Here is a 20,096-nt window from a genome sequence, read left to right on the forward strand (position 1 = left end):
ACAGAAAATGATAAAAAATGTTGACTAATTATTATATAAAGTGTTATTATTGTAAAGGTTGATGCAAGCAGAACTTTGGAGGATATTTAATGTCTAATGAAAAAGTTGCACGCTTTAACAAACAACATTTTGTAGTTGGTCTTAAACAAACGTTAAAAGCGTTGAAAAAAGATCAAGTTGCATCATTGATTATTGCTAAAGATGTTGAGATATACTTATTAGCTCAAGTATTTAGCCAAATCAATCATAAAAGCATACCGATTACTTATTTCGAAAGCAAATCGGCTTTAGGAAAAGCAGTAGGTATTAATGTTAATGCGACAATTGTTGCGTTATTGAATGAGAATTAGTAAGTTTTTACACTTACTAAATTTTATTTAACCTAAAAATGAACCACCTGGATGTGTGGAATTAAAAAATGAAGAGAGGAGGACATTCAATGCCAACTATTAATCAATTAGTACGTAAACCTAGACAAAGTAAATCTAAAAAATCAGATTCACCAGCGTTAAACAGAGGTTTCAATAGTAAAAAGAAACAATTTACTAACTTAAACTCACCTCAAAAACGTGGTGTTTGTACTCGTGTAGGTACAATGACACCTAAAAAACCTAACTCAGCGTTACGTAAATACGCTCGTGTGCGTTTATCAAACAACATTGAAATCAACGCATACATTCCTGGTATCGGCCATAACTTACAAGAACACAGTGTTGTACTTGTACGTGGTGGACGTGTAAAAGACTTACCTGGTGTGCGTTACCATATTGTACGTGGTGCACTTGATACTTCAGGTGTAGATGGACGTAGACAAGGACGTTCATTATACGGAACTAAAAAACCTAAAAATTAAGTTTAAGATTGTGTAAATTTTACTATCAATTTTTAAGAATATATTATAATAGGAAGGGAGGACTTTATAATGCCTCGTAAAGGATCAGTACCTAAAAGAGACGTATTACCAGATCCAATTCATAACTCTAAGTTAGTTACAAAATTAATTAACAAAATTATGTTAGATGGTAAACGCGGAACAGCACAAAGAATTCTTTATTCTGCATTTGACCTTGTAGAACAACGCAGTGGTCGTGATGCTTTAGAAGTATTCGAAGAAGCTATTAACAACATTATGCCAGTATTAGAAGTAAAAGCGCGTCGTGTAGGTGGTTCAAACTACCAAGTACCTGTTGAGGTGCGCCCAGAACGTCGTACAACTTTAGGATTACGTTGGTTAGTAAACTACGCTCGTCTTCGTGGTGAAAAAACTATGGAAGATCGTTTAGCTAACGAAATCTTAGATGCTGCTAATAATACAGGTGGTGCAGTCAAAAAACGTGAGGACACTCACAAAATGGCTGAAGCGAACAAAGCATTCGCTCACTATCGTTGGTAAGATTGAAGCTTTAACCCTGAGTGTGTTCCGTCATATTGGTTTACCAAGTAAAATGGTTCATGCTTAGGGCATCGCCATATTCTATAGTACTTATTCAGTAATAACTGGAAGGAGAAAAACAATGGCTAGAGACTTTTCTTTGAAAAACACTCGTAATATCGGTATCATGGCTCACATCGATGCTGGTAAAACTACAACGACTGAACGTATTCTTTATTATACAGGTCGTATCCACAAAATTGGTGAAACACATGAAGGTGCTTCACAAATGGACTGGATGGAACAAGAACAAGATCGTGGTATTACAATCACATCAGCTGCAACAACAGCTTCTTGGAAAGACCACCGTGTTAACATTATCGATACACCAGGACACGTAGACTTCACTGTAGAAGTTGAACGTTCATTACGTGTACTTGATGGTGCGGTTACTGTACTTGATGCTCAATCAGGTGTAGAACCTCAAACTGAAACTGTTTGGCGTCAAGCTACTACTTATGGTGTTCCTCGTATTGTATTCGTTAACAAAATGGATAAACTTGGTGCAAACTTTGAGTATTCAGTAAGTACATTACATGATCGCTTACAAGCAAATGCAGCACCTATCCAATTACCAATTGGTGCCGAAGATGAATTTGAAGCAATCATTGACTTAGTTGAAATGAAATGTTTCAAATATACAAATGACTTAGGTACAGAAATTGAAGAAATTGAAATTCCTGAAGATCACAAAGAAAGAGCTGAAGAAGCTCGTTCTAACTTAATCGAAGCAGTTGCAGAAACTAGCGACGAATTAATGGAAAAATATCTTGGTGACGAAGAAATTTCAGTAGCTGAATTAAAAAATGCTATCCGTCAAGCAACTACTGACGTAGAATTCTACCCAGTACTTTGTGGTACAGCATTCAAAAACAAAGGTGTTCAATTAATGCTTAATGCAGTAATTGATTACTTACCATCACCATTAGATGTTAAACCTATCGTAGGTCATCGTGCTGAAAATCCTGATGAAGAAGTCATTGCAAAAGCTGACGATAATGCTGAATTCGCAGCGTTAGCTTTCAAAGTTATGACTGACCCTTATGTTGGTAAATTAACTTTCTTCCGTGTATATTCAGGTACGTTAACATCTGGTTCATACGTTAAAAACTCAACAAAAGATAAACGTGAACGTGTAGGTCGTTTATTACAAATGCATGCGAACTCTCGTCAAGAAATTGACACTGTTTACTCAGGAGATATCGCTGCAGCTGTAGGTCTTAAAGAAACAGGTACTGGTGACACTTTATGTGGTGAGAAAAATGACATTATCTTGGAATCAATGGAATTCCCAGAACCAGTTATTCACTTATCAGTAGAACCTAAGTCTAAAGCTGACCAAGATAAAATGACTCAAGCTTTAGTTAAATTACAAGAAGAAGACCCTACTTTCCATGCACATACTGATGAAGAAACTGGACAAGTTATCATCGGTGGTATGGGTGAGTTACACTTAGATATCTTAGTAGACCGTATGAAAAAAGAATTCAACGTTGAATGTAACGTAGGTGCACCAATGGTTTCATATCGTGAAACATTTAAACAATCTGCTCAAGTTCAAGGTAAATTCTCTCGTCAATCAGGTGGTCGTGGACAATATGGTGATGTTCATATTGAATTCACTCCAAATGAAACTGGCGCAGGTTTCGAATTCGAAAACGCTATCGTTGGTGGTGTAGTTCCTCGTGAATACATTCCATCAGTTGAAGCTGGTCTTAAAGATGCTATGGAAAACGGTGTATTAGCTGGTTATCCATTAATTGATGTTAAAGCTAAATTATTTGATGGTTCATACCATGATGTCGATTCATCAGAAATGGCCTTCAAAATTGCTGCATCATTAGCACTTAAAGAAGCTGCTAAAAAATGTGATCCAGTTATCTTAGAACCAATGATGAAAGTTACAATCGAAATGCCTGAAGAATACATGGGCGATATCATGGGTGACGTAACAGCTCGTCGTGGACGTGTTGATGGTATGGAACCACGTGGTAATGCACAAGTTGTTAACGCTTATGTACCACTTTCAGAAATGTTTGGTTATGCAACTTCATTACGTTCTAACACTCAAGGTCGCGGTACTTACACTATGTACTTTGACCATTATGCAGAAGTTCCAAAATCAATTGCTGAAGAAATCATCAAAAAAAATAAAGGTGAATAATATAACTTGTTTTAACTAGTAAATCTAGGTAAAATACAGCTTGAGCTTATTAATTAAGCATTCATCTTTATGAATTGATTTTTTATCCAAAATGCATTATAAAAGAACTATGAATTCTTTTTAGAACAATCATTATGTCTCATGATAGTGAGTAACTATCATGAGAGATAATATTGAAATAACTTTAACTAGAATAGGAGAGATTTAATAATGGCAAAAGAAAAATTTGATCGCTCAAAAGAACATGCCAATATTGGTACTATCGGTCACGTTGACCATGGTAAAACTACTTTAACAGCTGCTATCGCAACTGTATTAGCTAAAAATGGTGACACTGTAGCACAATCATATGATATGATTGACAACGCTCCAGAAGAAAAAGAACGTGGTATTACAATCAATACTGCACACATCGAATATCAAACTGACAAACGTCACTATGCTCATGTTGACTGCCCAGGACACGCTGACTATGTTAAAAACATGATCACTGGTGCTGCTCAAATGGACGGTGGTATCTTAGTAGTATCTGCTGCTGACGGTCCAATGCCACAAACTCGTGAACACATTCTTTTATCACGTAACGTTGGTGTACCAGCATTAGTAGTATTCTTAAACAAAGTTGACATGGTTGACGATGAAGAATTATTAGAATTAGTTGAAATGGAAGTACGTGACTTATTATCTGAATACGACTTCCCAGGTGACGACGTACCTGTAATCGCTGGTTCAGCTTTAAAAGCTTTAGAAGGCGATGCTCAATACGAAGAAAAAATCTTAGAATTAATGCAAGCAGTTGATGATTACATTCCAACTCCAGAACGTGACTCTGATAAACCATTCATGATGCCAGTTGAGGACGTATTCTCAATCACTGGTCGTGGTACTGTTGCTACAGGCCGTGTTGAACGTGGTCAAATCAAAGTTGGTGAAGAAGTTGAAATTATTGGTATCAAAGAAACTTCTAAAACAACTGTTACTGGTGTAGAAATGTTCCGTAAATTATTAGACTACGCTGAAGCTGGTGACAACATCGGTGCTTTATTACGTGGTGTTGCTCGTGAAGATGTACAACGTGGTCAAGTATTAGCTGCTCCAGGTTCAATTACACCTCACACAAAATTCAAAGCAGACGTATACGTTTTATCAAAAGATGAAGGTGGACGTCATACTCCATTCTTCACTAACTATCGTCCACAATTCTATTTCCGTACTACTGACGTAACTGGTGTTGTTAACTTACCAGAAGGTACTGAAATGGTAATGCCTGGCGATAACGTTGAAATGACAGTAGAATTAATCGCTCCTATCGCAATTGAAGACGGTACTCGTTTCTCAATCCGTGAAGGTGGACGTACTGTAGGATCAGGCGTTGTAACTGAAATCTTCGAATAATTTATTATTTGATATAGAAGACTCCCTTATTGGGAGTCTTTTTTTATTTGAAAATAAGACTTAAGTTCACTGTGCTTTTATTTAGTAAAAAATATTAATAAAACAGCCCATAGATAAATACTATCTATGAGCTGTTTCAATCGTTTATATTCTAAGATTTACGATACATATTTAACAAAGAATTAAAAAACTCTTTCAAGTTCTAAGATTTTAAGAAATTCACTTGCAGCATATTTAAATGCTGCTTCATCAATATCAAAATGCGGATTGTGATGTGGGGCTGTAATACCCTTATCAGCATTGCCACATCCAGTTAAGAAAAATGCGCCAGGTCGGACTTTTAGATAGTGTGAAAAGTCTTCACCAATCATCATCAATTCTGATTTATTAAAACGTAAATGTAAATCATTTGCCGCTTGTTTAACTGTTTCATAAGCTGCTTCATGATTATGAACTGGTAAATACCCTCTAATATACTCCATGTCATAAGTGACATCATTCGCTAATGCAAGACCTTGTAATAACTTATCCATTTTCTCTTGAATATGAGCTTGTAGTTCTGTATCAAAGGTACGTACCGTCCCTTTGCAAAATGCCGAATCTGGAATAACACTATCAGAAGAACCTGCTTGTACCATACCAAAGGTTAATACTGCTTCTTTTACAGGATCAATGGTACGAGAAATGATTTTTTGAGCACTTAGTATAAACTCAGCCATAATTACAATCGGATCAATTGTTTCATGAGGTTTAGCGCCATGTCCTCCTTTACCTTTAATGGTAATCGAGAATTCATCTGGAGAAGCCATGATTGCACCTGGTCTTGAATAAATTGTACCAGCGGGATAACCACTCCAAAGATGAGTACCATAAATTTTATCAACATCGTTTAAACAGCCATCGTCAATCATTTCTTGAGAGCCACCTGGCATAATCTCTTCACCATATTGAAAAATAAATACAACATTTCCTTTTAATAAGTGGCGATGTTCATGAACAATTTCAGCAACACCTAATAAAATAGCAGTATGACCATCGTGACCACATGCATGCATAAAACCATCGTTTTTAGATTTATATGGAACGTCGTTTAATTCTTGGACTGGTAATGCATCGAAGTCTGCACGAAATGCAATAGTTGGACCATTTTCTTTCCCTTTAAAAGTTGCCTTGATACCATTTCGTCCTACAGGTGACACAATCTCACAGTCTAAATGACTTAACTGATTGAGAATGTAGTTATGTGTCCACGTTTCTTCAAAAGAAGGCTCTGGATATTGATGCATATAACGACGCATTTGAATCATTCTATTTTCTTTTTCACTGGCTAATTGAAACCAATCAAACACATTGACCACTTCTTCCTAATTATTATGAACTTTAGTATAACAAATTCTACTAAAACTCAGTAGTCACTCATTGTAATTTTAATAAAAGACACACTATCAAATATTATATGATGAATCAATAACAAAAGAGAAATGATGAGGCACATGGTTCAGTTGTGATAGATAAAGGCGCAGAAATAGTAAAACATTTAGGCTTACAAGACAAAATTGATTTCCAAAGCGGTACATTATTTAAAGCTATCGATGTCGTAGGTGATGATGTCGCACGCACTAAAAAATGTTAGATCAAGCATTTAAAGTATTAAAAGTTAGAAAAGGGTTAAATATTATTAAATAAACATTTAATTAATTTGAGTAATCTATTAGTTTTAATGTATAAATGGATTGTTTTTCATTTTTAGTGGTACACTAATTGTAAAAAAGAGGTGTATACATGCTTGAATTAAGAAAACTAGAGTATAAAGATAAAGAAAATTTAATTCGATATTTACAATATTGGTATGATAACAATGAGAAAATTATTCCATCTAATATTGATGTCGCACATTATCAATCTTTTGAACAAATGGTCGAACAATTGCATAATCCACCCGTAAATATGAATAACGTTCCTTCTACAACATTATTTTATTTTAAAAATGATGATATTGTTGGTGCAGTAAATATTCGTCATGAACTTAATGATAAATTAAAAAATATCGGAGGACATGTAGGCTATGGCGTCGCCAAACCATACAGAGGAAATGGTTATGCTTCAAGCATGTTAGAAGAAGCACTAAATAGACTAAATAAAATGGGGATACATAAAGTATTAATGACATGTAATCCTTATAATGATGCTTCACAAAAAGTAATAAAAAAACATGGAGGATATGAAATTAATTCGTATATTAAAAAAAACGGTCAGCCAGTAAGTCGATTTGAAATTCTAAATGATGGAAGGTGAAACTGTGAAAGATTTAAAAGTCGTATATGCACTCATACAAAATCAAGAAAGAAAAGTATTACTTGTTAATAATACAGATGGCGGGGGGTGGTCATTACCAGGAGGAAAGGTAGAAAAGGGAGAAACACTAGTTGAAGCTTTGAAACGTGAAGTAATGGAAGAAACAGGTCTTAATGCTAAGATTGGAGATATTGTAAGTATTAATGAAGGTAAATCCACTCAAATGAATGTACATACATTATTTATTATGTTTAAAGCTACAATTCAAAATGAAGTCATAGATATACAAATGAAAGATGAAATTTCAGAAACAAAATGGATGACCATCGAAGAAGCAGACCAAAAACTTACATATTATAATCACAGTTTAAAAGTATTTTTAGATAATAAAGCTACCTATTATAATGAAGGTGTTATAGATTGAAAAACAGGTATTACAACAATCATTTATAGTAAGATATAAAAAAATCACTTTTCTCATAAGAAAAGTGATGGGTGTCAAAAGTTTATAAATAGTTTCATAGTGTTATGAAATCGCAAGGCACTTTACTATGTAAACTGTACCTTTCATTTATAATATAAAGATATCATCAATTGTATATCATCACAATAATAAGTTAATAAAAACTATAAAAAATATTAATATTCAATTGATTAGAATATATAATGATTAAATTGGATGATTGCTACTTCTAATCTATTGTTTAACAATATCCAAACAGTGGAGGTCTATGAAATGCTCGTTTTAAATGAACAGGATCAACAAAACTTATTAGATATGAAAGAAGTGATTGAAGAAGTCGGTCACGCGTTACAGGTGTTTTCAGAAGGAAAAACTGAAACGCCATTACGTTATGTATTACCTTTTAATAAAGAAAATAGATATTTAGTGATGCCAGCTTTATCAGACGAATTAAATATTATCGGTATTAAAACAGTCACTTTCGCCCCTAATAATCCTAAACTAGATAAAAAAACAATTACAGGATCCGTATTGCTGAGTGATTATGATACAGGAGAAACCCTTGCTGTACTTGATGGTAGTTATTTAACTAAGATTCGTACTGGCGCCATTTCAGGTGTAGCTACAAAATATTTAGCACGTGAAGATGCAAAAATATTGTGTGTGATTGGTGCTGGAGATCAAGCTGAGGGGCTCATTGCAGCGATATTAGCAGTGAGAGATATTGAAATGCTTCATATCTCGAGTCGTACAAGATCCAAAGCTGAAAAATTGGCTGAATTTGTGAAACAAACGTATCACGTGTCAACAAAAGTCTTCGATGAAGCAGATCAAGCCATGGAAAACGCAGATATTGTTGTGACAGCTACAAATTCAAATAAACCGGTGTATTCTCATTCATTACATCCCGGCGTTCATTTAAATGCAGTAGGTTCATTTAAACCTGAAATGCAAGAACTACCTTCAGAAACGATGTTGATTGCTAATAAAATAGTTGTTGAATCTACAGAAGCAGCAATGGAAGAAACAGGTGATTTAAAAGTACCATTAGAAGAAGGTATCATTACTGAGCAATCACTACATGGTGAATTAGGAGATATTGTAAGTGGAAAAATATCTGGACGTGATGATGAAGAAGAAGTGACAGTATTTAAATCAGTAGGTTTAGCTATTGTAGATATAGTGGTGGCACAATACTTTTATAAAAAAGCTCAACAAACTAATTAACCATATACTGTATAAAAAAATAGATACCGTATCAGTGATAACATAAACATGGCTGATACGGTATTTTTATTGTATAAAGAAAATCAATAAGAGTGATACAAAGTATTTCTTCATATTCGCCTTCTTTTAAAAATAATTTACAAGTTTATAGTAGCCTATAGGCATTGAGATATAAGAAGGAAAAAAATAATTTACGATAATTTTAAAAATGATTAACAAACAAAACGTAAATTAAATCAAATAAGTAATTTATTAGAAGAATAAAATTATTACTTTAACGTACAATCTAATGATATATGTAAATAGTTTTATAATATAGTGGATCTAAGAATATGGGGAGTTCTAAAAAGTCGCTACTAGGATAGATAAGATAAAGGGAGAAATAATAATGAAGAGAATTGTAATTACAGGAGCACTAGGACAAATAGGAACTGAATTGGTACTAAAATGTAGAAAATTATATGGGAAAAATAATGTATTAGCCACTGATATTAAAGAGCTAGAACCACATTCATTGATTAATGATGGTCCATTTGAATTACTTGATGTAACAGATCGTGACGCAATGATGGCTGTAGTAGAAGACTTTAGAGCAGATACACTTATGCATATGGCTGCGTTACTTTCTGCAACAGCTGAAAAAAATCCTTTGCAGGCTTGGGATTTAAATATGGGTGGGTTAATGAATGCTTTAGAAACTGCAAGAATGTATGGCTTACGTTTCTTTATGCCAAGTTCAATTGGGGCATTTGGTGCGTCTACACCTAAGAAAAACACACCTCAAAATACGATTCAACAACCGACAACAATGTACGGAATAAATAAAGTTACAGGTGAATTATTATGCCAATATTACTTTAAAAAATTTGGTGTCGACACACGTAGTGTAAGATTTCCAGGACTCATTTCACATGCCAAAGAGCCAGGTGGAGGTACTACAGATTACGCAGTAGAAATATATTTCGAAGCGGTTAGACATGGTCACTACACGAGCTATATTGCTAAAAATACGTATATGGATATAATGTATATGGACGATGCCATTGATGCGATTATTCAACTTATGGAAGCGGATAGTAAGACACTTGTAACACGCAATGGTTATAATTTAAGCGCAATGAGTTTTGAACCTGAGATGATTAAGAAAGAAATTCAGAAACATATTCCAGAATTTACATTAGATTATAATGTCGATCCAGTAAGACAAGCGATTGCAGATACGTGGCCAGATAATATTGATACCAGTTATTCTCGAAAAGAATGGGGCTTTAATCCAAAGTATCATTTGGCTAAAATGACAGAAACAATGATACGAACGATTAAAGAAAATGAAGAAAAGACATAAGTTCATAATTAAAAAGGTGGTTTGGAATTTGACTCTCTTTTAAAGAGTATAAAAAAGAAAAGGGTTTCATTTTTTATTTTATTTGAATTTTTAGAAAATTTATTGAATAGACTATATGAGATTGCTATAATTTATATTAAATCTTATTCATGAAATATATTAGGAGGCTTCAACATGTCAGAAAAAGTTAAATTTGAGCAACGTGGCACACTTAAAGAAAAACCAGAAGGAAATCTTGGGTTTGGGCAATATTTCACTGACTATATGTTAAGTGTAGATTATGATGAAGAAAAAGGCGGTTGGCAAGAATTAAAAATTGTTCCTTATGCACCGTTTGAAATTTCTCCAGCAGCACAAAGTTTACACTATGGTCAAGCTGTATTTGAAGGTTTAAAAGCATATAAACATAATGGTGAGGTCGTATTATTCCGTCCAGATCAAAACTTCAAACGTATCAATGATTCATTAGCGCGTTTAGAAATGCCTAAAGTAGATGAAGAATTATTATTAGATGGTTTGAAACAACTTGTCGATATCGAACGTGATTGGGTACCAGAAGGCGAAGGTCAATCTTTATATATTCGTCCATTCGTATTCGCTACAGAAGGTATTTTAGGTGTTCGTGCTTCTAAAAAATATAAATTATTAATTATCTTATCTCCATCAGGTGCTTACTACGGCGGTGATACATTAAAATCAACAAAAATTTATGTTGAAGATGAATATGTACGTGCAGTTCGTGGGGGGGTAGGTTTTGCTAAAGTAGCAGGTAACTATGCAGCAAGTTTATTAGCACAAACGAATGCGAATAACTTAGGATATGATCAGGTATTATGGTTGGACGGCGTTGAACAAAAATATGTTGAAGAAGTAGGTAGTATGAACATTTTCTTCGTTGAAAATGGCAAATTAGTAACACCTGCGTTAAATGGTAGTATTTTACCTGGTATTACACGTAAATCAATTATCGAATTAGCAAAAGAATTAGGCTATGAAGTCGAAGAACGTAAAGTATCTATTGATGAATTATTCGAAGCTTACGATAAAGGTGAATTAACAGAAGTATTTGGTTCTGGTACGGCAGCAGTCATCTCTCCAGTAGGTACATTAAAATATGAAGATAGAGAAATTGTGATTAATAATAACGAACCTGGAGAAATCACTAAAAAATTATATGACACATACACTGGCATCCAAAGTGGTAAATTAGAAGATAAACATGGCTGGAGAGTCATTGTGCCGGAATATAAATAACTTATAAAAACAAGCTGGAAACGTTATAACTACGCGGTTTCTAGCTTGTTGTTTTTTTAGTAATTATAAATTGAATACGTTTTGAATACGTTATTGTTAAAAACTAATATAATTAGCAAACTTCTCAGCAACTTTTTCACGTTGTTTTTCGGTAATATGAGCATAAACATCCATTGTTGTATTAATATCACCATGTCCGAGTCTATCTTGCACTTCTTGAATAGATAAGCCCGCTTCAAATAGTAATGAACAATGAGTATGTCTAAAACCATGAATTTTAATTTTTTTAAAGTTATATTTTTTACATATTTTATCCATTGCTTTATTGGGGTGCTGCACTTGTAGACGTTTATTTGTTCGTAAATTTGTAAATAAGCATTGTGATTTATTACTTGTGTTATGTCCATGCATTAAACAAAGTTTACGTTGTTCTACACGCCAATTTTTTAATATTGAAAGCGTACGATCATCAATGCTTATAACTCTTATAGATGAATGAGTTTTAGGAGGTTGTATAATCTCTTTACTGTTAAGTCCAATAGTAACAGTTTTATCTATACTGATTGTTTTATTTTTAAAGTTTATATCTTCCCAAGTTAAAGCCATTAATTCCCCTCTACGCATACCAGTAAATCCTAAAAGTCGAAACATAGCATAATACATTAAATCGTCTTTAATAAGTTCTAGAAATTGTTTTAATTCATCACTAGAATAATAGGTTAAATGCTCATTGCTTTTATTTCTTGTTCTTTTCGGTAATTTAGTATATTTAAATGGATTCTCATGTATTATTTTTAACATAACAGCATATTCAAATACATTCGCAGCGTATACCTTAATATTTCTAAAATCCTTATAATTTTCTATCCAGTAGTTTATAACTTTTTGACAATAAGGTGTAGTGATACTTTGAATAGGCATATTATCAAATTCTTTAAGTATTTTTATTTTAAACATATTACTAACTCTAACAAATGTACTTTCTCTAACGGTGCATTTATATTGCTCTATCCATAACTCATATACTTGCTTAAAAGTCGTGATATCAGTATTTAGAAATCCCTTACTTTGTATTTCTGTTTGCAGCTTAGCTTCTGCAATTTTGGCCTCTCTTTCAGTTTTAAAGCCACGTCTTGTTGTTCGCTTCTGCTTACGAGTAATTGGATCAACACCGAGATATGCAACAAACATATACGCCGTTGAGCCGTCTTTCTTTTTATATTTCTTAATCATTGTAAATCAATCCTTTCTACTTGCCCGCATGCGTTTGATTGGATTGAACACACCTTTGAGAGTGGTTACTCATTGGTGCGGTAATAGTATTAATATTACTATAAGTGAATTTGTAGTAGGGTAGGCGAGCTACCCTGAAATTAAAGATTGCTAAATTTTCTTTTTATTTTTCTTTTATCGTCAAACGGTAATACTTCAACATTATACCGTGATAGCATAGTTGCTACTGAATCACTTATTTCATCTTCATTTTCCGTAATAATGTTTAATCTTGCATTAGAATCGTACATTTTACTTCTATATTCTTCAACATCTTCCCAATCGAAAAGGAGATTTTTTGCACTATTTTTATTAATCTGTTTAATGGTTTTTACATATTCTGTGGTTTTACCTGGAAAAACTGCCTCAAAGTTATGAGTGAGCTTTGATTTACCTTCAACTTTAAACTCAATGAAGACGTTTGGATAAGTCTCACGATTTTTTAAAAAATATTGTATCACTTCATCTCTGAATAGAGATTTTATATTATCTTTCTTTAAAATAGCTAAATTGCTTATCTCCGAAATAGCTAAAACATAATCATGTATGGCTTGAGGTAGTTTTTTTCTGTCAATATATTGTTGTATTTTTTTATTTTCCAGAACTAAATTGTTACTTTCGATTATATTTTTAAGGAACTGATACTTTTTTTGTTTTTTATGACTAGTTAAATCTATGCCTAATTGCTCCAAATTCCATAATGTCTCACCATAATCTGTCAATAGATAATTATCAATGTTATTAGAGATGTTAACTGAAATCGAATCACCAAAATAATCTACAATTGGTGAATAGAATTCAATACTTTCATTTTCTAAAGGTACGAATTTAGATTCTTTTTTTAAATAGTTAAAGTAATCTTCGCTAATAGATTTAATTTCATTGTCATTCATAGTATCACCACCCTAATTGAAATTTAGTTTCGATATAAATTTTATCATTATGATTAGTATTAGTATATCGTAAAACGGAGAATAATTGTTTTACGAAATCTGAACTATCTTCAAAAATTTTATAAGGTAATGGGTAGGCTACCATATGTGTTGATAAGTCATTTTTATTTTTATATTCTTTTTCAGAAAAAATATTAATTCTATTTCCTCTGACTATATCGTTGTTTGAATTTTTGTGAAAACCATCATTTAAATTGATCCTTAACAAACATGTATTATATTGAGTTTCTCTAAAATTCAAAGTAGCTTTCCCTGGTCTTATAAAATAATTTAAAATAAATTTTGTAGGTACTTTTGGAGAAGTAATATTTATTTCGCCTTTGCAGTTTTCTTCTAATTTTATATTGTATCGTTCCAATATTTCTTTACTTAAAAATAATAAATCATTTGCCTCTTTATCTGTTAATTTTAACTCCATCTCTCAACCTCCTTTAATTAATTACTCATCATCTTCTAATAAATTTGTTACATTAACCGTTATTTCTTTTGTAGTAGGGTTAATGCTTACATCCTCTCCATATCCTAATGATTTTACTTGAATAGTATCGTTTACTAATTTTAATGCTATTTCAACATGTTGATAATCTTGCAAAATTAACAAAGTATCTTCATTTGTCACAACATCATGTGATCCTTTTCCGTTAATAGTAACTTTCCAATCATTGAAGTACATTCTATCTTTCTCCTTTAATTAAATTTAAATATAAACGACTATGTAATGCTATATTAATGTGTAAATAGTATGTATGAACTCGTAAGCAGGAGTGGAAAGATTATCTTAATTTGTCGATATTATCGATAGCATTGTACAATTCATTTTCTATTTTAGCTACTAAATCATGGTTAGCATTTTTAGAAATTAACAATTTAATATTTTTAGAAGTAAAATTCCTTAATTCAGTATCTATGAAACTAAAGACTTCGTTATCATTTTCAAAATTGTAACCAATGGTGATATTTTCATCTATAATCAAGTCATTTAATGTATTCAAAATATCTTGTTTAGTTGAAAAATTAAGTAAACCATTATAATTTTCTTGTTGTTTATCAGTAATTAAAGTGGCTTTTTCAATAATTTCATTTTTAACTTTAGGAGAGTATAAAATTTTGTAATTATCGTTTTCGTTCACTCTTTTTTCAAGAGAATTTACAATCTCTGTCACTCTTTCTTTAGTTGAATATTTAAAAATGTCTAATGGAACATTAAAAATATTACTTATATTAATTAGATAATCATCTTTAGGATAATTTCTACCATTTTCCCAATTACTTAAAGCTGATACAGTGGTTTCTATTTTTTTACTAAAGTCTTTTTGACTAAGTTTTTTACCAATTCTAATAAGTTTAATAGTTTGGCCTACTTCTTTTGCACTTTTCATTTCAATAAATTCTCCTTTCATAAAAATATTATAAACTAATTACAGAAATTACACAAAAAAACTTGCATTTTATAAAAGTATTTTGTATTATTGAATTACAGCAATTACAGAAAGGAGTGTTTAAATGGAAAACAAAGTAAAAGGATATCGTTGCAGCTTAGGACTAACTCAAAAGAAAATGGCTGACATTCTTGGTATGTCAACTAATTCCTATGCTTCTAAGGAAAATGGCAAATCGGACTTTAAAGTGAAAGAGATAAATAAGTTTATTAATTTTATGAAAAAAAATAATATTATTGTTGATAAGGAAATTTTTTTACAGTAAAAGTACAGAAATTACAGTTTAGGAGGCTTAAACATGGCAGAATAGCAACCGATACTAAGTGAATCCGCTTCTTTAGAATTAGCAAATGGTATCTTAAAACTTGCTGAACAGATAGCGCAGCGAAAGATAGAGCAACAACAGAAGAGATGGGCTACACAAACAGAATTAAGAAAGTTATACAGATGTACACATAGTGATATTACTGAGTGGGAACGTTTAGGACTTACTAAACGAAAGCAAGGGCGCAGTTATTATTATGATCTCAAAGAAGTTGAAGAATTTTTACTATCACAGAAAAAATAAATTATCTAAGTCCCGCATGTTAGTAATTTGTGATTGAACGATAGTATTAATTCAATTTTAAGGTGGTGTTTAAATTGATTAGATTTCTGAATGAACTCGCTTATATCTGTGTAATTACTATATTCCTAAATATGTATTCTGAATTACATTATGCGTTAGTGTTTTTCTTATTTGGAAGTATGATTGCAGCACTTAAATTTGATATGAGAGATGAAGAACATTCATATCTCTATAAAGCGTATAGACAACATTTAAGAAACAGAAAAGAGATTTAAGTAGAAAGTATTCAAAATAATAAATCGCTTCAATATGGAGCAATAGGAGGAACAAAACAATGAAATTATTTAAAAAGAAATACGATCATAAAAAAGTAAACAAAGTGAAAGATATGATTTTATATACTTCATATTCATTTGAAGCTAAAGCATATGAGGAAGCTATTGAATTATTGAAAGATAACAATAAACAAAAAGCTATTGAACTTATGTATGAAAGGTTGATAGAAGCACAAAGAAAAGAATATGAAATGAAGTTAGAAATAGAAAAAGCGTCATCTGTTCACGCCAGCCAAAGCAGAAACAGATAACGCCAACAAAAAGTATTTAATAAACAAATAAACTACTGAAAGGATAGCATTTTATGACTAATAAAATCAAGTGTTCTAAAGGTTATGGCGTCATTACGCAAAGTGTTATGTCTAGCAAAGATATAAGTATCGAAGCTAAAGCATTGTATTGCTATTACATGGCTCATGTAGGCGACAATATTATTCCTAGCGCTACACAAACATGTAATGATTTGATGATAAGTTACAAGCGTTTTAAAACACTACGGACACAATTATTTGAAAGAGGCTTTTTATAGATTAATAAAAATTAGCAGCAAAGGAGGGCAGATGATTGGCAACGTATAGAGTCAAAAAAGAGAGTGGTAATTTTGTAACCATTCATAAAGGTTTTATTCATGACAATAATCTAAGTTGGAAAGCTAAAGGATTACTACTTTATCTATTAAGTCGTCCAGATGATTGGAAGATTTATGAAACAGAATTAGTAAAACATACAAGCGATAAGCTGAGTAGTTTAAAAAGTGGAATTAAAGAGCTTGAAAAAGCTGGATATATTGAGCGAAAAAGAAAGCGTGACGATAAAGGAAGATTACAGGGCTATGATTATGAAGTCTATGAACAGCCTAACCACATTAGAAAATCAAATGTAGATGAAGATTATTCTATCCACATGCGAAAAACCAACGTTGGAAAAACCAACAATGGAAAATCCAACAACGGAAAAACCAACGACGGAAAATCGCACACTACTAATATTAATAATACCTATAAGGATTTAACTAATAATTATGATACAGAAATTAACAGTAGTAGTAGTGCAAGCACTACTAAACAACAACCACCGTCACATTCTTATAGTAATGTATTCAACTTTTACCAAGAAAATGGATTTGGAATATTACAACCATTCGTTATTGATCAAATTAATGCATGGATAGATGACTTCAACGGTAATGAGAATATCGTTATAGAAGCATTAAAAGAAGCAGCAACAAATAACGTATGTAAGTGGAGCTATGCTAACAGTATTCTTAAAAGTTGGTATCAAGACGGTATTAAGTCTATTGACGACATAGAAGCACGTAGAAAACAACGTGAAGTAAGTAAGAATAAGGTACAGCAATCTACAAAAGATACTGATGATGATTGGTTAAACTCACCAGAACGACAACAATATTTATAAGTTAAGTAAGGAGGAACGATTTTGAAAAGTCTTGAAACATTGATGAATAACAATAAAAAGCGTGGCAAGATTTTAAAGGTTGAAGAAAATCTATTTTGTGAAGGTTGTAAAAATCGTTATGACTATTACGAAATTGAAAAGTCAGACGGAACAATACAAGAAATTAAAAGTGGTTGTGATTGTGAAGCAAAGCAAATGGCTGAACAAAAAGTAAAAGAATATAAAGCTAAGATAAAACGAAGTGAAATTGATCGTATGTTTAATAAATCGAAAGTGAATGACGATTTACAGAGCTCAACCTTCGATAATTATATCCCTAGAAATGAAAGCCAACAAAAAGCAAAAGACACCATGCAGCGTTACGCACAGAACTTTAATTTAGATAATAAGCAATCAATTATGTTAAGAGGCTCATTCGGTTTAGGTAAATCAGCACTTGCAATGGCTACAATCAAAGAAATTAAAGAAAAGGGCTACACAGTATTATTTTATGATATTACCGAACTTATCGATTTATTTAGAGATACTATGAGTAAAACAGCTAAATATACTGAAACAGAGCTGATTAATCGTATTAAGGCGTGTGATGTGCTTGTCATTGATGATATAACGCCGAATTTAACAGATTTTGAAAAAGGTAAGTTATTCAGTGTAATTAATGCAAGAGTAAATAAGCACAATATCATCACAACCAACAACACTAACAAAGAGCTAACATCTGACAAAATGCTAACAAAGATTTATTCAAGAATGATGATGAATACAACGGTGATCGAAGTTGAAGGAACAGACTACCGATTAACTAAAAAATAATCATAAGTGGTAACGGGTTAAATACCCGTTCCGCTTCCAAGAAAGGAGTAACACACAGTATGGCAAGTCTAAAACAAGCGTATCAACAAGACACAGACGCCGAAGAAATCGAAATGATTAGTGATGATACGTTATTCACAGTTTATAATCCTAAATTTATTGAAGATAAAAAACAGATGATAGAGGACTATATCGAAACATTATATGAACGCAATACACCAAACATGGTATGTGATCCAGTAACTCAAATGGTTTACTATCAATCGCAAAATTTAGAAAGCTTAGTCATGTACATCATTGAAGAGAAAAAGAAGTTGAATGCGTTCATCAGAAAAAGCAATAGAAACCTATATCATTTATACGCTGTTTTAGAGAGCTATACAAAGCAAGAACAAATATTTATAAAGAATTACATCAGAAATACAAAGGTGCGTGATAATGAGCTTGTGAGACGCTTTAAAATTGATTTATATAACTATGTCCAAGCTGAAAGAGAGAAAAGACAAGAAGAACATAACAAAACATCACAAAATATGTACTTAGTGGACAAAGACGAAGTAAGAAAAAGACACCAAAAGAAAAAGATTAATAATGGTTATGGCTTAACACTCAATCAAGAGAAAGAGCTGCGACTGATTAAAGAACATGAAGCAGAACGCAATACAGATATGGGAGTATTCATTGACTTAATTCAACAGATGAACAATGATGAACTCTTATCTTATGTGTTAGATCGTCATGAGTTTAATATTGATAGTTACAATCTCAAAATATTAACTGACGCAGCACTTTATCGCTTGCCATTGAAACAAAGAAAACAAGCCTATAATCATTTAAAAGCAATAGCGAGAACATTAATAAATAATCCAATCGAAAAGAGGTTGAAACGATATGAAAACTGCTAAATATTTTGATGAATACAACGAATATGTCATAGGTCAAAGAGAGAGTATCGATAAACTTGAAAAGGAACGTCAGGAACTTATACAACGAATTAAAGAAGATAAAGCTAAATATAAAGAACTAATCGCTAACTTACAAGATAATGAAGCTGATGAACTCTATACTACATTTGATAGTAATGAGAAGAAATTAAAAGCATTAGAGAAACGCTTATCAACAAAAAAAGAAGTATTTGATGAAGCTAGACGTAAAAAGGCGATTGAACTCATTAAGCACCAAAAAGAAGTACCAAAATTATATAAAAAAGATAAAGAGAAATTATTAGCTAAATTCTATCCAATCATGGAAGAATATAATAAAGTTTTAAAAGAAATTGACGAATTAAACGTTAAGTATGAAAAGGAATATTTACGTTACGCTAATCCATATTATAATGAAAACTTCAACGAAGATGATGAAGTAAAAAGAGAATTGCGAAATCACTTTAGAGATATTTTATACAGTCCATTTATTTCAAAAATGGATCTACCAATCATAGATATATTCAATAATAAACTTAAATTTAGAGGTGCTAAATAATGGCTAGAAAACACAATTTAGATAAGGTATCAAATCATATTATGTTAGAAACAAATTTATCAGAGAAAGATCGTGATAAATTATTAGATGTCGTAGAGGCTCAAATAAATCAAAACAATGATGAGCAACGCAGAAATGAAGCAAAACAACAATCCAAAAGTTCAAAATCGCTTCTACAAATGGCTAGAGAAAATCGCATTATTAAAGGTTAATATCATACACGCCTATCCTTAGTGATAGGCT

The 20,096-nt window shown here is 32.0% G+C and carries 25 protein-coding genes and 1 pseudogene; 20 read left to right on the top strand and 6 right to left on the bottom strand.

The window, feature by feature from the left end; translation table 11 throughout:
• Nucleotides 1-89 precede the first annotated feature (89 nt).
• From HMPREF3131_RS01565 to tuf, 5 genes are all read left to right on the top strand, one after another.
• Entirely contained in the window at nt 90-350 is a 261-nt protein-coding gene (locus HMPREF3131_RS01565) for a ribosomal L7Ae/L30e/S12e/Gadd45 family protein (protein ID WP_017175319.1), read from the top strand.
• Nucleotides 351-439: 89 nt separating this feature from the next.
• Nucleotides 440-853: a 30S ribosomal protein S12 gene (rpsL, locus tag HMPREF3131_RS01570; RefSeq protein WP_016931318.1), complete on the top strand. Its 414-nt coding sequence runs from the start codon at nt 440-442 to the stop codon at nt 851-853.
• Nucleotides 854-922: 69 nt separating this feature from the next.
• Complete coding sequence (gene rpsG / locus HMPREF3131_RS01575; RefSeq protein WP_001137495.1) at nt 923-1,393, top strand: 30S ribosomal protein S7; 471 nt, start codon at nt 923-925, stop codon at nt 1,391-1,393.
• 121 nt (nt 1,394-1,514) lie between these two features.
• Nucleotides 1,515-3,596 (top strand): elongation factor G, encoded by a 2,082-nt coding sequence (gene fusA / locus HMPREF3131_RS01580; RefSeq protein ID WP_048761988.1) that lies wholly within the window; start codon nt 1,515-1,517, stop codon nt 3,594-3,596.
• A 210-nt stretch (nt 3,597-3,806) separates the two neighbouring features.
• On the top strand, nt 3,807-4,991 hold the full coding sequence (tuf, locus tag HMPREF3131_RS01585) for an elongation factor Tu (RefSeq protein ID WP_017175321.1): 1,185 nt from the start codon (nt 3,807-3,809) through the stop codon (nt 4,989-4,991).
• Between the two features lie 182 nt (nt 4,992-5,173).
• Here the strand turns inward: tuf and HMPREF3131_RS01590 are convergent, their stop codons facing one another.
• A complete protein-coding gene (locus HMPREF3131_RS01590) occupies nt 5,174-6,340 on the bottom strand; it encodes a M20 family metallopeptidase (RefSeq protein WP_070436378.1) in 1,167 nt (388 codons plus the stop codon).
• Between the two features lie 134 nt (nt 6,341-6,474).
• Here HMPREF3131_RS01590 and HMPREF3131_RS01595 point away from each other — a divergent pair.
• The 6 genes and pseudogenes from HMPREF3131_RS01595 to HMPREF3131_RS01620 all read left to right on the top strand — a co-directional run.
• Nucleotides 6,475-6,618 (top strand): annotated as a pseudogene (locus HMPREF3131_RS01595) (8-amino-7-oxononanoate synthase); the annotation flags it as partial.
• A 155-nt stretch (nt 6,619-6,773) separates the two neighbouring features.
• On the top strand, nt 6,774-7,286 hold the full coding sequence (locus HMPREF3131_RS01600; protein WP_070436379.1) for a GNAT family N-acetyltransferase: 513 nt from the start codon (nt 6,774-6,776) through the stop codon (nt 7,284-7,286).
• A gap of 4 nt (nt 7,287-7,290) precedes the next feature.
• A complete protein-coding gene (locus tag HMPREF3131_RS01605; RefSeq protein WP_048761979.1) occupies nt 7,291-7,710 on the top strand; it encodes an NUDIX hydrolase in 420 nt (139 codons plus the stop codon).
• A 312-nt stretch (nt 7,711-8,022) separates the two neighbouring features.
• Nucleotides 8,023-8,976, top strand: coding sequence for an ornithine cyclodeaminase family protein (locus HMPREF3131_RS01610; protein ID WP_070436380.1), 954 nt, complete (start codon nt 8,023-8,025; stop codon nt 8,974-8,976).
• A 388-nt stretch (nt 8,977-9,364) separates the two neighbouring features.
• Nucleotides 9,365-10,321 carry an NAD-dependent epimerase/dehydratase family protein gene (locus tag HMPREF3131_RS01615; protein ID WP_070436381.1) on the top strand — a complete coding sequence of 319 codons (957 nt, stop codon included), beginning with the start codon at nt 9,365-9,367 and terminating at the stop codon, nt 10,319-10,321.
• A 174-nt stretch (nt 10,322-10,495) separates the two neighbouring features.
• On the top strand, nt 10,496-11,575 hold the full coding sequence (locus tag HMPREF3131_RS01620) for a branched-chain amino acid aminotransferase (RefSeq protein WP_070436382.1): 1,080 nt from the start codon (nt 10,496-10,498) through the stop codon (nt 11,573-11,575).
• 96 nt (nt 11,576-11,671) lie between these two features.
• Here the strand turns inward: HMPREF3131_RS01620 and HMPREF3131_RS01625 are convergent, their stop codons facing one another.
• The 5 genes from HMPREF3131_RS01625 to HMPREF3131_RS01645 all read right to left on the bottom strand — a co-directional run bounded on the left by HMPREF3131_RS01625 (nt 11,672) and on the right by HMPREF3131_RS01645 (nt 15,179).
• A complete protein-coding gene (locus HMPREF3131_RS01625) occupies nt 11,672-12,808 on the bottom strand; it encodes a site-specific integrase (RefSeq protein WP_048761970.1) in 1,137 nt (378 codons plus the stop codon).
• Between the two features lie 140 nt (nt 12,809-12,948).
• A complete protein-coding gene (locus HMPREF3131_RS01630) occupies nt 12,949-13,740 on the bottom strand; it encodes a DUF1828 domain-containing protein (RefSeq protein ID WP_048761968.1) in 792 nt (263 codons plus the stop codon).
• Nucleotides 13,741-13,744: 4 nt separating this feature from the next.
• Complete coding sequence (locus HMPREF3131_RS01635; RefSeq protein ID WP_048761965.1) at nt 13,745-14,218, bottom strand: DUF6978 family protein; 474 nt, start codon at nt 14,216-14,218, stop codon at nt 13,745-13,747.
• A 21-nt stretch (nt 14,219-14,239) separates the two neighbouring features.
• Complete coding sequence (locus HMPREF3131_RS01640) at nt 14,240-14,473, bottom strand: hypothetical protein (protein ID WP_002468636.1); 234 nt, start codon at nt 14,471-14,473, stop codon at nt 14,240-14,242.
• Nucleotides 14,474-14,573: 100 nt separating this feature from the next.
• Entirely contained in the window at nt 14,574-15,179 is a 606-nt protein-coding gene (locus HMPREF3131_RS01645) for a helix-turn-helix domain-containing protein (protein WP_070436383.1), read from the bottom strand.
• 124 nt (nt 15,180-15,303) lie between these two features.
• Between HMPREF3131_RS01645 and HMPREF3131_RS01650 the strand changes: the two genes are divergently transcribed.
• From HMPREF3131_RS01650 to HMPREF3131_RS01690, 9 genes are all read left to right on the top strand, one after another.
• Nucleotides 15,304-15,504: a helix-turn-helix transcriptional regulator gene (locus tag HMPREF3131_RS01650; protein ID WP_048761958.1), complete on the top strand. Its 201-nt coding sequence runs from the start codon at nt 15,304-15,306 to the stop codon at nt 15,502-15,504.
• A 368-nt stretch (nt 15,505-15,872) separates the two neighbouring features.
• The gene (locus HMPREF3131_RS01655) at nt 15,873-16,082 is read left to right on the top strand and encodes a hypothetical protein (RefSeq protein ID WP_227969240.1); all 210 of its coding nucleotides are present in this window, start codon (nt 15,873-15,875) and stop codon (nt 16,080-16,082) included.
• Nucleotides 16,083-16,141: 59 nt separating this feature from the next.
• Nucleotides 16,142-16,393 (top strand): hypothetical protein, encoded by a 252-nt coding sequence (locus HMPREF3131_RS01660; protein WP_070436385.1) that lies wholly within the window; start codon nt 16,142-16,144, stop codon nt 16,391-16,393.
• A 53-nt stretch (nt 16,394-16,446) separates the two neighbouring features.
• Nucleotides 16,447-16,671, top strand: a complete 225-nt coding sequence (locus HMPREF3131_RS01665) for a hypothetical protein (protein WP_048762058.1) — start codon at nt 16,447-16,449, stop codon at nt 16,669-16,671.
• Nucleotides 16,672-16,706: 35 nt separating this feature from the next.
• On the top strand, nt 16,707-17,558 hold the full coding sequence (locus HMPREF3131_RS01670) for a DnaD domain protein (protein ID WP_070436386.1): 852 nt from the start codon (nt 16,707-16,709) through the stop codon (nt 17,556-17,558).
• Nucleotides 17,559-17,579: 21 nt separating this feature from the next.
• Nucleotides 17,580-18,371 (top strand): ATP-binding protein, encoded by a 792-nt coding sequence (locus HMPREF3131_RS01675; protein ID WP_083277825.1) that lies wholly within the window; start codon nt 17,580-17,582, stop codon nt 18,369-18,371.
• A gap of 59 nt (nt 18,372-18,430) precedes the next feature.
• On the top strand, nt 18,431-19,276 hold the full coding sequence (locus HMPREF3131_RS01680) for a pathogenicity island protein (RefSeq protein ID WP_070436387.1): 846 nt from the start codon (nt 18,431-18,433) through the stop codon (nt 19,274-19,276).
• Nucleotides 19,263-19,853: a coiled-coil domain-containing protein gene (locus HMPREF3131_RS01685; protein WP_070436388.1), complete on the top strand. Its 591-nt coding sequence runs from the start codon at nt 19,263-19,265 to the stop codon at nt 19,851-19,853. The genes HMPREF3131_RS01680 and HMPREF3131_RS01685 overlap by 14 nt, the downstream gene beginning before the upstream one ends.
• On the top strand, nt 19,853-20,065 hold the full coding sequence (locus HMPREF3131_RS01690; protein ID WP_070436389.1) for a hypothetical protein: 213 nt from the start codon (nt 19,853-19,855) through the stop codon (nt 20,063-20,065). Before HMPREF3131_RS01685 ends, HMPREF3131_RS01690 begins: the two co-directional genes overlap by 1 nt.
• Nucleotides 20,066-20,096: the final 31 nt, after the last annotated feature.

This window comes from Staphylococcus sp. HMSC14C01 (assembly GCF_001808085.1).
Classification (GTDB): Bacteria; Bacillota; Bacilli; order Staphylococcales; family Staphylococcaceae; genus Staphylococcus; species Staphylococcus hominis.

Excerpts from the sequence above, each read along its gene's own strand:
- rpsG (WP_001137495.1), top strand. The coding sequence starts at position 923 with ATGCCTCGTAAAGGATCAGTACCTAAAAGAGACGTATTACCAGATCCA.
- tuf (WP_017175321.1), top strand. The coding sequence starts at position 3,807 with ATGGCAAAAGAAAAATTTGATCGCTCAAAAGAACATGCCAATATTGGT.
- HMPREF3131_RS01625 (WP_048761970.1), bottom strand. The coding sequence starts at position 12,808 with ATGATTAAGAAATATAAAAAGAAAGACGGCTCAACGGCGTATATGTTT.
- HMPREF3131_RS01665 (WP_048762058.1), top strand. The coding sequence starts at position 16,447 with ATGACTAATAAAATCAAGTGTTCTAAAGGTTATGGCGTCATTACGCAA.
- HMPREF3131_RS01640 (WP_002468636.1), bottom strand. The coding sequence starts at position 14,473 with ATGTACTTCAATGATTGGAAAGTTACTATTAACGGAAAAGGATCACAT.
- HMPREF3131_RS01565 (WP_017175319.1), top strand. The coding sequence starts at position 90 with ATGTCTAATGAAAAAGTTGCACGCTTTAACAAACAACATTTTGTAGTT.
- HMPREF3131_RS01660 (WP_070436385.1), top strand. The coding sequence starts at position 16,142 with ATGAAATTATTTAAAAAGAAATACGATCATAAAAAAGTAAACAAAGTG.
- HMPREF3131_RS01690 (WP_070436389.1), top strand. The coding sequence starts at position 19,853 with ATGGCTAGAAAACACAATTTAGATAAGGTATCAAATCATATTATGTTA.
- HMPREF3131_RS01650 (WP_048761958.1), top strand. The coding sequence starts at position 15,304 with ATGGAAAACAAAGTAAAAGGATATCGTTGCAGCTTAGGACTAACTCAA.
- HMPREF3131_RS01680 (WP_070436387.1), top strand. The coding sequence starts at position 18,431 with ATGGCAAGTCTAAAACAAGCGTATCAACAAGACACAGACGCCGAAGAA.
- rpsL (WP_016931318.1), top strand. The coding sequence starts at position 440 with ATGCCAACTATTAATCAATTAGTACGTAAACCTAGACAAAGTAAATCT.
- HMPREF3131_RS01630 (WP_048761968.1), bottom strand. The coding sequence starts at position 13,740 with ATGAATGACAATGAAATTAAATCTATTAGCGAAGATTACTTTAACTAT.
- HMPREF3131_RS01610 (WP_070436380.1), top strand. The coding sequence starts at position 8,023 with ATGCTCGTTTTAAATGAACAGGATCAACAAAACTTATTAGATATGAAA.
- fusA (WP_048761988.1), top strand. The coding sequence starts at position 1,515 with ATGGCTAGAGACTTTTCTTTGAAAAACACTCGTAATATCGGTATCATG.
- HMPREF3131_RS01620 (WP_070436382.1), top strand. The coding sequence starts at position 10,496 with ATGTCAGAAAAAGTTAAATTTGAGCAACGTGGCACACTTAAAGAAAAA.
- HMPREF3131_RS01645 (WP_070436383.1), bottom strand. The coding sequence starts at position 15,179 with ATGAAAAGTGCAAAAGAAGTAGGCCAAACTATTAAACTTATTAGAATT.
- HMPREF3131_RS01685 (WP_070436388.1), top strand. The coding sequence starts at position 19,263 with ATGAAAACTGCTAAATATTTTGATGAATACAACGAATATGTCATAGGT.
- HMPREF3131_RS01635 (WP_048761965.1), bottom strand. The coding sequence starts at position 14,218 with ATGGAGTTAAAATTAACAGATAAAGAGGCAAATGATTTATTATTTTTA.
- HMPREF3131_RS01600 (WP_070436379.1), top strand. The coding sequence starts at position 6,774 with ATGCTTGAATTAAGAAAACTAGAGTATAAAGATAAAGAAAATTTAATT.
- HMPREF3131_RS01615 (WP_070436381.1), top strand. The coding sequence starts at position 9,365 with ATGAAGAGAATTGTAATTACAGGAGCACTAGGACAAATAGGAACTGAA.